Origin of the sequence: Saccharopolyspora taberi (assembly GCF_039534165.1) — a bacterium.
In the GTDB taxonomy this organism is placed as follows: domain Bacteria; phylum Actinomycetota; class Actinomycetes; order Mycobacteriales; family Pseudonocardiaceae; genus Saccharopolyspora_D; species Saccharopolyspora_D taberi.
In genome coordinates this window covers 237,973-249,664 of sequence record NZ_BAAAUX010000005.1, presented here as the reverse complement: position 1 = coordinate 249,664, position 11,692 = coordinate 237,973, and the positions used below count along the sequence as shown (strand labels likewise).

Sequence of the window (11,692 nt, the reverse complement as noted above, 5' to 3'; positions counted from 1 at the left end):
GACCCCGATCAAGTACGGTCCGGAAAGTGCCCAGGCACACTCGGTATATCAATGCAGCTCCGCCGAATCCGGTGTCCTGCCCGCATTTCGGGACAATTGCGCTGGGTACAGTCACACCGTGCGGAAAGTGCGGATCCGGGAACGCATCGAGGAGATGGCCGACCACTGCGACGTCGAGGTCGCGCTGGTCGTCCTCGGCGGGAAGTGGAAGCTGCTCATCCTGAAGTACCTGCTCACCGGCCCGCGGCGGTTCGGCGAGCTGCGCAGGGCGATGCCGGGAATCACGCAGCGGATGCTCACCCGCCAGCTGCGCGAACTGGAGGACGACGGTCTTGTGGAACGCACCGTTTTCGCCGAATCACCGCCGCGGACCCAGTACGCGCTGACCGGAACCGGCGACAGCCTCAGCACCTTGATCGGCGATCTCGACAAGTGGGGCCGGTGGTACCGGGAACGCCTGGAGAATTCCGCGGAGTCCTGAATTCGTTACTCGGCCACTTCGTCGAGCAGTTCCCGCACGTACTCGGCGATGCGGTGGTTGCCCGCAGGCGCCAGGGTGCTCCACCGCCGCCCGTCGCCGCTGGCGCGGACGACGTGGAGGTAGCGGCCGCCCGGGGTGTCGTGGAAGGCGACGACCCGGTCGGCGCGGTCGGGTTTCGCGCCGCGCTGCGGCGAGTTCTCGGCGCCGAACTGGCCGCGCATGCCCATGCCGCCTGCCATCCGCGCGATCTCGGCGGCGTCGTCGGCGGCGACGCCGAGCGCGCGCAGCTCGTCGACGAGCAGCTGCATGTCGTGCGGGCCCGCCTCCCGGCTGGCCTCGTGCAGCACGTCGTTGGGCAGGCTCACCGTCCGGCCCGGACCTGGCTCGGTGTCCCCGGCGACCGAGACCGCGGCCTCGGCCAGCGAGCTCGCACGCACCGGCGTCAGCTCGACCACGTCACCGTCGACGATGGTCAGCAGCCCCTCGCCGCCGTTCGCCGAGGCCAGCGCGCGGATCGGCCGGTCGGCCCAGATCCGCACGTCGATGCTGCGCTGCGGGCGGTCGAGCAGGACCAGCAGGTCACCGAGGTCGACGTCGACCCGGTCGCGGTGCGCCTCGGCGAGCCCGCGGGACCGCAGCGACGCCCACGCGTCGGCGACGAGCCGCGCGCGCTCGGTGTAGGTCGTGCCCGGGCTCGGCACGCTGAGCACGATGTGCCGCCGTTCGGCGAGCTTCTCCGCCTCGCAGACCACATCGAATTCCAACGCGGACAGCAGGACGGGGTCGCCCTCGGCTCCTGGGCGCACGTCAGTCCTGCTTCTCGGGCTTGGCGGGCTCCTCGGCCCGTTCCTCGGCCTGCTCCTCGTCCTGCCCGAGCACCGCCGGGGCGACCAGGCGGTTGTCGTCGAAGTGGGTTTCCTCGACGGCGTACTTGTTGTCGTGCTCGGCGTCCTCGTCCCTCTTCTCGCCGCGGGTCGCGGCGGGGCCCATCATCGAGCCGGCCGCGGGCCTGCTGGTCGCCGAACCACCGGCGGTCCGCCCGGCGGTGGTGTCGCCGGGGCCGCCGCCGACGCCGGATGAGCCACCGCGCATCGCGCCGCCCTTGACGTCGCCGCCGCGGGTGCTGCCGCCCGCGCCGCCGCGGCCACCGAGTACCTTGCCCGCAGCGGCGGCGCCCAGACCGGCGACCGCGGCGCCACCTGCGGTGAGGCCGAGCGTGGTGCCGAGGCCGATCCCGGGCCGGGCCGTCGGGCCGGACGGGGTGCGGTCGGCGAAGCCGCCGGGACCGAGGCTCTCCCGGCCCGCACCGGCGCCACTGCGGCCACCGCCCTCGGTGCCGCCGGTGGTGCCGCCGCCGGGATTCGCGCCGGGAGTCGCCCCGCCGGAGGTCCCCCCGCCGCCGGAAGTGGTTCCGCCGCCGGGAAGAACACCGGAGTAGCCACCGAACCCGGAACCGCCGCCGGAAACCGCGGTGAACCCGCCACCCATCCCGGCGCTCGGCGAACCGCCGACCGCGGCCGACTGCGCGCTCACCGCGGCGGGCGCCATCTCCGGCAGCGGCTGGAAGGCGTCGGCCTGCGCCACGCTGGTGTCGCGGTAGGACCCCAGCGCGGCCTGCGAAGCCTGCTTCTGGCCGTCGATCCGCTTGGCTTCCTGGTCGTAGTCGCTCTCGTAGCCGAACACCGCGCCGGCGCCCGCCTCGATCGGGTTCTCGGTCTGGGTGTTGACCAGCTCGGAGGTGTTGGGGAGCGTGTGCTTGGCGGACTCGTATCCTCGGCCCTGCGCGTCGACGTTGTTCGCCGACTGCGCCAGCGGGTCCTGCGCCTCGGCCATCACCGCGGTCTGCTGCTGCGTCGCCGCGGCGGCCATGCTCCCGGCGTTGCCCTCCCAGGCGATCTGGAGCTTGCCGAGCTCGGCGCGAAGCGTGTTGTCCAGGTCGACGACGACCTGCACGCACTCCTCGAGACCGCGGACCGCGGAGTTCATCGACTCCGTCCCGCGCCCGTCCTTGATCTGGGCGATCCACTGCATCAGCTCGGGGATGTCCATCCCCTCGAACCGGATGTCGCGGATCGGGTCGATGCCCGCCATCGGTCTCCCCCTACCCCTGGCTCCGCAGCGTCGCGACCGCCGCTTCCGCGGCCTGCTTGGCCTTGTCGCAGATGTCCTTGTTGCTCATGACCTGCATCAGCCCCGGCCCCACGAAGACCCCGAGGGTCTGCCCGTCGGCGACGTCGACCCCGACCATGCAACCGAGCTGCTCCAGGCTTTCCCCGCGCTGCGCCTGCTTGGCGGGGAACCCGGCGACGGTGTAGGACGCCTCGGTTTCCGGGAAGGCGGGGCTCAGCCGGTCCATGAAGTCCTTCGTGCTCTCCGGGACGGCGTAGACGGTGATGTCGTACGGCGGGTCCTCACCGGGAGGCGTCAGCCAACCGCAACCCGGGAAGCCGACGCCGGTGGTCTCGTTGACCTCGGAGTCCGGCGTCGGGCGGCCGACACCCAGCTGGCTCTGCTGTTCGGCTGTCAACAGTTCGCAAAGCTCTGTGTCCGGCTTACCGGCGACCGCGAGATCTGCGGGGCGCGACGGCTTTTCCGAAGTCGCGGGCGATTCCGGCGTCGGAGTCGGGCTGGTGGTGCACCCGGTCGCGAGCAGGCCAACCGCGGCCAGCCCGAGAAGCCAGTGTCGAGCCTCGGTCATCGGTTCGGATCCTTCTGCTGGAACGAAGCCATGATCTCGTCTTCGGTGTACCCGTATTGCTTGGCGGCTTCCTCGACCTGCCTGCCGAGGTCCTCGACCTTGTCCACGTACTGCATCAACCGAGTGAAGTGCGAATCCGTGTTCGTCAGCAGGTTGGCGTTCCACGTCGCCGCTGCGGCGGTGCTGATCTTGTCGTCGGCTGGGCGAGTGATCATGAGGTTGGATTTCAACGATCGAAGCCTCCCGCGCGCAGCCTCCGCAGCCTGCAGGATGACCTTGCGAACTTCGAGGACGTTGTCCCTGTTGACCGTGATGGTCCTGCCGGGGCCGCCGCCGGGGCCCGGCGGCGGAGGCGGTGCTGTCATCGCGGGGAACCCCCAGTTCGCGGCATCAGATCACCAAGTGCGACGCAGACCCTAGCAGTGGCGGTTCCCGCCAAGGCCCGAGTTCGTCAAACTTCACGCGGACCGCACATCCCTGAGAACCGCGGGGAAGTCCACTCACTGCGGGGAAAGCAGTCGGTTCCGGCATCCGGGTGGTCACCTCCTCACACCTCGAAGCGGTAGCCCATGCCCGCCTCGGTGATCAGGTGGCGGGGGCTGCTCGGGTCGGCTTCGAGCTTGCGGCGGAGCTGGGCGAGGTAGACGCGCAGGTAGTGCGTCTCGTTCGCGTACGTCGGTCCCCAGACCTCCTTGAGCAGCTGCTTCTGCCCCACCAGCCGGCCCTTGTTGCGGACCAGGACCTCCAGCATTCCCCACTCCGTGGGGGTCAGGTGCACTTCCGCGCCCTCGCGCAGGACCTTCTTCGCCGCGAGGTCGACGCTGAAGGTCTCGGTCTCGACGATCGGCTGGTCCTCCGGGGCGGAGGTGTTCGAGCGGCGGACGGCCGCCCGCAGGCGGGCGAGCAGTTCGTCCATGCCGAAGGGCTTGGTGACGTAGTCGTCGGCGCCCGCGTCGAGGGCCTGCACCTTGTCCGCGGAGTCGGTGCGGGCGGACAGGACGATGATCGGCACCGTCGTCCAGCCGCGCAGCCCGGCGATCACCTCGCCGCCGTCCATGTCCGGCAGCCCGAGGTCGAGCACCACCGCGTCGGGTTTGCCGTCCCCGGCGGCCCGCAGCGCCGCTCTGCCGTCGACGGCGGTCAGCACCTGGTAGCCCCGCGCGGTCAGGTTGATCCGCAGCGCGCGCAGCAGCTGCGGCTCGTCGTCGACCACCAGAACTCTCGTCATCGTGTCCCCTGTTCTTCCCCCGCGACCGGCAACGACAGCACGATCGTCAGACCGCCACCCGGGGTGTCCTCGGCCCGGATCGTGCCCTGCATGGCTTCCATGAATCCTTCCGCGACGCTCAGGCCCAGCCCGACCCCGGCCGGGCCCTGATCGCCCCGGTCCCCCCGGTCGCCGAGCCGCTCGAACGGCGCGAACACCTGCTCCGCAGCGCCGTCCGGCAGCCCCGGCCCGTGGTCGACCACCCGCAGCTCGACCCGCGACGCGTGCTCGCTGGCCCGGACGCTGATCCGGCCGCCGCCGGGCCGCCCGTACTTCAGCGCGTTCTGCACCACGTTGGCCACCACCCGCTCCAGCAGTCCGGCGTCGGCGAGCACGTCCGGCAGGCGTTCGTCGGTGTCGACCTCGACGTGCTGCCTGCCGTCCAGCCCGGCCAGCGCGCGGGCCACCACCTCGTCGTAGCCGACCGGGTGCAGCTGCGGCACGATCGCGCCGGTGGCCAGCCGCGACGAGTCGAGCAGGTTGTCCACCAGCGCGGCCAGCCGGTCGGCGGACTCCTCCACCCCGGTCAGCAGCTCCGACGTGTCCTGTTCGGAAAGCCGCAGATCCGGCGCGCGCAGGCTGCTCACCGACGCCTTGATCGACGCCAGCGGCGTCCGCAGGTCGTGCCCGACCGCCGACAGCAGCGCCGTGCGCAGCTCGGTCGCGTCGGCGCGGCGCTGCGCGTCCTGCGCCTCGGCGGCCATCCGCTGCTGCCGCAGCGCGACCAGCGCCTGCCCGGCCGCGGCCTCCAGCACGGTCCGGTCGGACGCCGGCAGCGCCCGGTCGCCCGGCCCCTTCAGCACCAAATGCACGTCCTGGTTCACCTCGATGTCCACATCGGACTCCCCTGGTCTGGTGCACGGCGCGGAACCGGTCGAGGCGGCGACGTGCCACCGCCCGTCGTCGCGCTCCAGCAGCGCCGCCGACGACAGGCCGAAGTTCTCCACGACCTTCTCCAGCAGCCGGGGCAGCGGATCGGGATGCGTGAGCACCGTGCGGGCGTACGAGGCGAGCAGCGCGGCCTCGGTGCGGGCGTGCGCGGCGCGCTCGGTCAGCCGCGCCGCGCGGTCGACCATCACCGCGACCAGCAGACCGACCAGCAGCATGGCCAGCAGCGTCACCAGGTTCTGCGGTTCGGCGACGGTCAGCGAGTACAGCGGTGGGGTGAGGAAGAAGTTCAGCAACCCGCCGGAGAGCAGGGCGGTGGCGATCGCCGGTGCCTTCCCGCCGACCATCGCCACCAGGACCGTGGCCATGAAGTAGCCGACCACGTCGGTCGACAGCGACACCGCACCGGACAGGTAGGCCACCGCCGTGACCGCGGTCGGCAGCAGGAACGCGAGCAGCCAGCCCCACACCTGCCGCGTCGGCGAGAGCGGGTTGCGGGCGAACTTCTTGAGCAGCCGCCGCCCGCCCGCCTCGGGGTGGGTGACCATGTGCACGTCGATCGAGCCCGACTTCTGCACGACCGTCGCGCCGATGCCCTCGTCGAACAGCCGCGCCCAGCCGGACCGCCGCGAGGTGCCGACCACGAGCTGGGTGGCGTCGGCACCGCGCGCGAACTCCAGCAGCGCCTCCGGCACGTCGTCACCGACGACGGTGTGGAAGCTCGCGCCGACGCCGTCGGCCAGCCGCCTGGCCCTGGCCAGGTTGCCCGGCGAGGTCCCCGCCAGCCCGTCGCCGCGCAGGACGTGCACGACCTGCAGTTCCGCGCCCGCGCGGGAGGCGATCCGCCGGGCGCGGCGGATCAGCGTCTCGCTCTCCGGGCCGCCGGTGATGGCCACGACCACGCGCTCGCGGGCCTCCCAGGTCTCGGTGATCCTGCGTTCGGCGCGGTAGCGGCGCAGGGCCACGTCGACCTGGTCGGCCAGCCAGAGCAGCGCCAGCTCCCGCAGCGCGGTCAGGTTGCCGGTGCGGAAGTAGTTGCCGAGGGCCGCGTCCACCCGGTCGGCCGGGTAGACGTTGCCGTGCGCCATCCGGCGGCGCAGGGCCTCCGGGGTGATGTCGGCCAGCTCGATCTGGCCCGCGCGGCGCACGACCTCGTCCGGCACCGTCTCCTGCTGGCGGACGCCGGTGATGGTCTCCACCACGTCGTTGAGGCTCTCCAGGTGCTGGACGTTGACCGTGGACAGCACGTTGATGCCCGCGTCGAGCAGTTCGTCGATGTCCTGCCAGCGCTTCTCGTTTCGCGAGCCGGGGGCGTTGGTGTGCGCGAGCTCGTCGACCACGGCCACCTCCGGTTTGCGCGCGAGCAGCGCGTCGAGATCCATCTCGGTCACCTCGACGCCGCGGTGCTCGATGCGGCGGCGCGGCACCACCTCCAGCCCGTCGATCAGCGCGGCGGTCTTCGCGCGGGCGTGCGTCTCCACCAGACCCACCACGACGTCGGTGCCGCGCTCGGCCCGGCGATGCGCCTCGCCGAGCATCGCGTAGGTCTTGCCGACACCGGGTGCCGAGCCGAGGTAGATCCTCAGCTCGCCGCGTTTGCCACTCCTACCAGCCACGCTCTCCAGTCTCCTACGAGCCGTTATTAACAACACGCATCAGCAGCCGTTCGAACCCCCCGCTATCCGGTTTTCCCGACGGAGGTGTGCCCGCGGACCACCGAAAGATCCGCGGGCACCCGACTCACCGATCGTGCACGGCCACGTTCAGCAGGGTCACGTTGACAACTTCCTGCTCAACCAAACCACCGGAAGTATGCGCGGCCACCAACTTCCGGACCTCGCCCTCGGGCAGTCCGGTGACGCGAGCGACACGGGGCACCTGGAGTTCCGCGTAGGCGGGGCTGATGTGCGGGTCGACCCCGCTGGCCGAGGCGGTGACGGCGTCCACCGGCACCCGCTCCGGCGCCACACCCTCGCGCGCGGCGATCGCGGCACGCCGCTCCCGCACCGCCGCCAGCAGGTCGGGGTTGTCGCCCGCGTGGTTCGAGCCGCCGGTCGACGACGGGTCGCCGGGGCCGGTCGCGGTCTCCGCCGAGGCCGCCGGGCGGGTGTGGAAGTACGGGTCGCGGGCCGGGTCGGCGGGCACCGGGTCGACGCCGATCAGCGAGGATCCGACCACCCGGCCGTCGACCACGATCCGAGATCCCTCGGCGTTGGCGTGCAGGCCCGGCAGCCTGGTGACGCCCCACACCGCCAGCGGGTAGACCACGCCGAGCAGCGCGGTCAGCACCAGCAGCAACCGCAGCCCGGCCATCGTTTGGCGGAACAGCATCAGAACCCCACTCCCGGGACGAAGCGGACCAGCAGGTCGATCAGCCAGATGCCGGCGAACGGCGTGACGATGCCGCCGAGCCCGTAGACGAGCAGATTGCGCCGCAGCAGCGCGCTCGCGCTGCCCGGCCGGTACCGGACCCCGCGCAGCGCCAGCGGGATCAGGCCGACGATGACCAGCGCGTTGAAGATCACCGCGGACAGGATCGCCGAGGTGGGCGTGGCCAGCCGCATGATGTTGAGCGCGTCCAGCTGCGGGTGGATCGCCACGAACATCGCAGGCAGGATCGCGAAGTACTTGGCCAGGTCGTTGGCGATGCTGAAGGTGGTCAGCGCGCCGCGGGTGATCAGCAGCTGCTTGCCGATCTCGACGATCTCGATCAGCTTGGTCGGATCGGAGTCGAGGTCGACCATGTTGCCCGCTTCCTTGGCCGCGGCGGTGCCGGTGTTCATCGCGACGCCGACGTCGGCCTGGGCCAGCGCCGGGGCGTCGTTGGTGCCGTCACCGGTCATCGCGACCAGCCGCCCGCCCTCCTGCTCGGAGCGGATCAGCGCCATCTTGTCCTCGGGCCTGGCCTCGGCGAGGAAGTCGTCGACGCCGGCCTCGGCCGCGATCGCCTTGGCGGTCAGGGCGTTGTCGCCGGTGACCATCACGGTGCGGATGCCCATCGCGCGCAGTTCGGCGAAGCGCTCCTTCATGCCCGGTTTGACCACATCGGACAGCCGCACCACGCCGACCACCCGGACCCGCCCGCTGCCGCGCTCGGCCACCACGAGCGGGGTGCCGCCCTCGGAAGCGATCCGGTCGACGATCTCGTCCACTTCGGACGGAAGCGAACCGGCCCACGCCCGCACGGCGCCTGCCGCACCCTTGCGGATCTCGCGGTCGCCGATGTCGATACCGCTCATCCGGGTCTGCGCGGTGAACGCGACCGGCTCGACGCCCGGCCCGGGGTCGGACACCGCCTCGTACTTCTCGGCGCAGAACTCGACGATCGAGGTGCCTTCCGGGGTCTCGTCGGCGAGGCTGGACAGCCGCGCGACCTCGGCCAGCTCGGCTTCGGTGACGCCGCCGACCGGGATGATCTCGGTCGCGCGGCGGTTGCCGAAGGTGATGGTGCCGGTCTTGTCCAGCAGCAGCGTGTCGACGTCGCCCGCGGCCTCCACGGCCCGGCCGGACTTGGCCAGCACGTTGCGCTGCACCAGCCGGTCCATGCCCGCGATCCCGATCGCCGACAGCAGCGCGCCGATGGTGGTCGGGATCAGGCACACCAGCAGCGCGGTGAGCACGACGACCGACAGCAGACCGCCGGAGTACCCGGCCATCGGCTGCAACGCCAGCACGGCGAGCAGGAAGATGATCGTCAGCGTGGAGAGCAGGATCGTCAGCGCGATCTCGTTCGGCGTCTTCTGCCGCTGCGCGCCCTCGACCAGGGCGATCATCCGGTCGACGAAGGTCTCGCCGGGCTTGGTCGTGATCCGCACGACGATCCGGTCCGACAGCACCGTGGTGCCCGCGGTCACCGCGGACCGGTCACCGCCGGATTCCCGGATCACCGGGGCGGATTCACCCGTGATGGCCGACTCGTCGACGGTGGCGATGCCCTCGACGACGTCGCCGTCACCGGGGATCACCTGCCCCGCCTCGACGACCACGCGGTCACCGACGCGCAGCGCGTTCCCCGGGACCTGCTCCTCGCCGCCGTCGTCGGTCAGCCTGCGGGCGACGGACTCGGTTTTGGTGCGGCGCAGGGATTCCGCCTGCGCCCGGCCGCGGCCTTCGGCGACCGCCTCGGCGAGGTTGGCGAACAGCACGGTGAACCACAGCCACAGCGCCACGGCGATGCTGAACACGCTCGGTTCAGAGGCCGTCAGCACCGTCACCAGAACGGATCCGACCCACACCACGAACATGACGGGGTTGGCGAGCTGGTGCTTCGGGTGCAGCTTGCGCAGCGCTTCGGGCAGCGAGGTCAGCAGCTGGCGGGGGCTGAACGCACCCACCGACATCTTGCGGGCCGCCGGTGCGGCCTGCGGTTTCTCCAGCGTCGTGGTCATGCGAGGGCCTCCGCGATCGGGCCGAGGGCGAGAGCGGGCAGGAACGTCAGCGCTGCGACGAGGACGACGGTGCCGCCGAGCAGGCCGGCGAACAGCGGACCGGTCGTGGGCAGGGTTCCGGCGGTCGCGGGAACCCGTTGCTGCTGCGCGAGAGCGCCCGCCAGCGCCAGCACCGCCAGGATCGGCACGAACCGGCCGATGAGCATCGCGACGCCCAGCGTCGCCTGGAAGAAGTCGCTGGTCACGGTCAGACCGGCGAAGGCGCTGCCGTTGTTGTTGCCGGTGGAGGCGTACGCGTAGAGCACTTCGGACAGACCGTGCGCGCCGCTGTTGTTCAGGGCGTCCACCGTGCCCGGCAGCGCAAGCGCTGTTCCGGCGCCCAGCAGGACGGCGGTCGGCATGGCCAGGATCGAGATCGCCGCGGCCGTGATCTCCTTGCGCCCCAGCTTCTTGCCCAGGTACTCCGGTGTGCGGCCGACCATCAGGCCGGCCAGGAACACCGCGATCACCGCCAGCATCAGCATCCCGTACAGGCCCGCGCCGACACCTCCGGGCGCGACCTCGCCGAGCAGCATGTTCAGCAGCGCCACGCCGCCGCCGAGACCGGTGAAGCTGTCGTGCATGGAGTTGACCGCGCCGGTCGAGGTTCCCGTTGTCACGACGGCGAAAAGCGCGGACAGGTACTCGCCGAAGCGGGCTTCCTTGCCCTCCATCGCGCCGCCCGCGGCCAGCGCCGCGGGGCCGTTCGGGTGGGTCTCGGCCCACCAGGTCACGCTGGTCATGACGACCATCAGGGTCACCATCACCGACAGCAGCACCCTGCCCTGCCTGCGGTCGCCGACCATGGTGCCGAAGGTGCGCGTGAGGCACAGCGGGATCACCAGGATCAGGAAGATCTCCAGCAGGTTCGACCACCCGCCGGGGTTGGAGAACGGGTGCGCGGAGTTGGCGTTGAGCACGCCGCCGCCGTTGGTGCCCAGCTCCTTGATGACCTCCTGGCTGGCGATCGGGGCGCTGGCGATGGTGTGGGTCCGGCCGTCCAGGCCGGTGACCTCGATGCCCGAGGCCAGCGTCATCGCGCCGCCGAGCGCGACCAGGACGACCGCGGCCACCGCCGCGATCGGCAGCAGGATCCGGGTGACACCGCGGGTGATGTCCACCCAGACGTTGCCGATCCGGTCCGTGCCGGTACCGGCGAAACCGCGCACCAGCGCGATCGCCACCGCCATCCCGACCGCCGCGGAGACGAAGTTCTGCACGGTCAGCCCGGCCATCTGGACGGTGTGGCCGAGCACCTGCTCCGGCACGTAGGACTGCCAGTTGGTGTTGGTGACGAAGCTGACGGCGGTGTTGAACGCCGTGCCCGGTTCGACCGGACCGCGGCCGAAGCTCAGCGGCAACAGGTGTTGCAGGCGCTGCATCAGGTACAGCAGGACGATCGACACCAGCGAGAACCCGAGCACGCCCGCGGCGTAGGTGGTCCAGCGCTGCGACGAGTCGCCGTCGATGCGCACGACCTTGTACACCGCGCGCTCGACGCGCCAGTGCTTGTCGCTGGTGTAGACGCGGGCCATGTAGTCGCCGAAGGGGCGGTAGAAGACGGCGATGGCCAGGATCAGGAGGCCGACCTGGACCAGGCCGGCCACGGGGGAACTCATCAGAACTTCTCCGGCCGGACGAGTGCGAAGAACAGGTAACCGATCAACAGCAGGGCCAAGACGCCACCGGCGGAATTGGCCAACACGGTGCTCACAAACGCTCCAAACCGCGCAGCGTCAGCGCGAGGACGAGGAACCCACCGATCAGCAACACGGCGTAGGCCAGATCAGCCACCGCGGTGCACCCCTAACTCGAACGAAGGACACGCCGCCGGGTCCGGCGGCCGTTCCGAGTGTTGTCGCCGAAAACCCGGCCGGAACCGGGCATGACAGCTCCTTGACGCCCCCGATCAGGGCTTTGACGCGTTGCTT

General features: G+C 71.2%; 11 protein-coding genes. 1 reads left to right on the top strand and 10 read right to left on the bottom strand.

Annotated elements, in window-relative coordinates; translation table 11 throughout:
• Nucleotides 1-118: 118 nt before the first annotated feature.
• Nucleotides 119-481: a winged helix-turn-helix transcriptional regulator gene (locus tag ABD691_RS05790; RefSeq protein WP_344678359.1), complete on the top strand. Its 363-nt coding sequence runs from the start codon at nt 119-121 to the stop codon at nt 479-481.
• A 5-nt stretch (nt 482-486) separates the two neighbouring features.
• On the opposite strand, the gene ABD691_RS05785 is transcribed toward ABD691_RS05790, so the two are convergent.
• From ABD691_RS05785 to kdpF, 10 genes are all read right to left on the bottom strand, one after another.
• Nucleotides 487-1,287, bottom strand: a complete 801-nt coding sequence (locus ABD691_RS05785) for an ESX secretion-associated protein EspG (protein ID WP_344678358.1) — start codon at nt 1,285-1,287, stop codon at nt 487-489.
• A gap of 1 nt (nt 1,288) precedes the next feature.
• Nucleotides 1,289-2,572: a hypothetical protein gene (locus ABD691_RS05780; RefSeq protein WP_344678357.1), complete on the bottom strand. Its 1,284-nt coding sequence runs from the start codon at nt 2,570-2,572 to the stop codon at nt 1,289-1,291.
• Between the two features lie 10 nt (nt 2,573-2,582).
• On the bottom strand, nt 2,583-3,179 hold the full coding sequence (locus ABD691_RS05775) for a DUF3558 domain-containing protein (protein WP_344678355.1): 597 nt from the start codon (nt 3,177-3,179) through the stop codon (nt 2,583-2,585).
• Nucleotides 3,176-3,544: a hypothetical protein gene (locus ABD691_RS05770; protein ID WP_344678354.1), complete on the bottom strand. Its 369-nt coding sequence runs from the start codon at nt 3,542-3,544 to the stop codon at nt 3,176-3,178. Before ABD691_RS05770 ends, ABD691_RS05775 begins: the two co-directional genes overlap by 4 nt.
• A gap of 182 nt (nt 3,545-3,726) precedes the next feature.
• Nucleotides 3,727-4,407: a response regulator gene (locus tag ABD691_RS05765; RefSeq protein ID WP_344678353.1), complete on the bottom strand. Its 681-nt coding sequence runs from the start codon at nt 4,405-4,407 to the stop codon at nt 3,727-3,729.
• Nucleotides 4,404-6,950 (bottom strand): DUF4118 domain-containing protein, encoded by a 2,547-nt coding sequence (locus ABD691_RS05760; protein WP_344678352.1) that lies wholly within the window; start codon nt 6,948-6,950, stop codon nt 4,404-4,406. Before ABD691_RS05760 ends, ABD691_RS05765 begins: the two co-directional genes overlap by 4 nt.
• Nucleotides 6,951-7,074: 124 nt before the next feature.
• The gene (locus tag ABD691_RS05755) at nt 7,075-7,665 is read right to left on the bottom strand and encodes a potassium-transporting ATPase subunit C (protein WP_344678351.1); all 591 of its coding nucleotides are present in this window, start codon (nt 7,663-7,665) and stop codon (nt 7,075-7,077) included.
• A complete protein-coding gene (gene kdpB / locus ABD691_RS05750; protein ID WP_344678350.1) occupies nt 7,665-9,722 on the bottom strand; it encodes a potassium-transporting ATPase subunit KdpB in 2,058 nt (685 codons plus the stop codon). Before kdpB ends, ABD691_RS05755 begins: the two co-directional genes overlap by 1 nt.
• Nucleotides 9,719-11,380 (bottom strand): potassium-transporting ATPase subunit KdpA, encoded by a 1,662-nt coding sequence (kdpA, locus tag ABD691_RS05745; protein WP_344678349.1) that lies wholly within the window; start codon nt 11,378-11,380, stop codon nt 9,719-9,721. Before kdpA ends, kdpB begins: the two co-directional genes overlap by 4 nt.
• Nucleotides 11,380-11,475 carry a K(+)-transporting ATPase subunit F gene (kdpF, locus tag ABD691_RS05740; protein WP_344678348.1) on the bottom strand — a complete coding sequence of 32 codons (96 nt, stop codon included), beginning with the start codon at nt 11,473-11,475 and terminating at the stop codon, nt 11,380-11,382. Before kdpF ends, kdpA begins: the two co-directional genes overlap by 1 nt.
• Nucleotides 11,476-11,692 lie beyond the last annotated feature (217 nt).

Coding starts and splice junctions, on each gene's coding strand:
- ABD691_RS05780 (WP_344678357.1), bottom strand. CDS start 2,572: ATGGCGGGCATCGACCCGATCCGCGACATCCGGTTCGAGGGGATGGAC.
- ABD691_RS05775 (WP_344678355.1), bottom strand. CDS start 3,179: ATGACCGAGGCTCGACACTGGCTTCTCGGGCTGGCCGCGGTTGGCCTG.
- ABD691_RS05770 (WP_344678354.1), bottom strand. CDS start 3,544: ATGACAGCACCGCCTCCGCCGCCGGGCCCCGGCGGCGGCCCCGGCAGG.
- ABD691_RS05765 (WP_344678353.1), bottom strand. CDS start 4,407: ATGACGAGAGTTCTGGTGGTCGACGACGAGCCGCAGCTGCTGCGCGCG.
- ABD691_RS05755 (WP_344678351.1), bottom strand. CDS start 7,665: ATGCTGTTCCGCCAAACGATGGCCGGGCTGCGGTTGCTGCTGGTGCTG.
- kdpB (WP_344678350.1), bottom strand. CDS start 9,722: ATGACCACGACGCTGGAGAAACCGCAGGCCGCACCGGCGGCCCGCAAG.
- kdpA (WP_344678349.1), bottom strand. CDS start 11,380: ATGAGTTCCCCCGTGGCCGGCCTGGTCCAGGTCGGCCTCCTGATCCTG.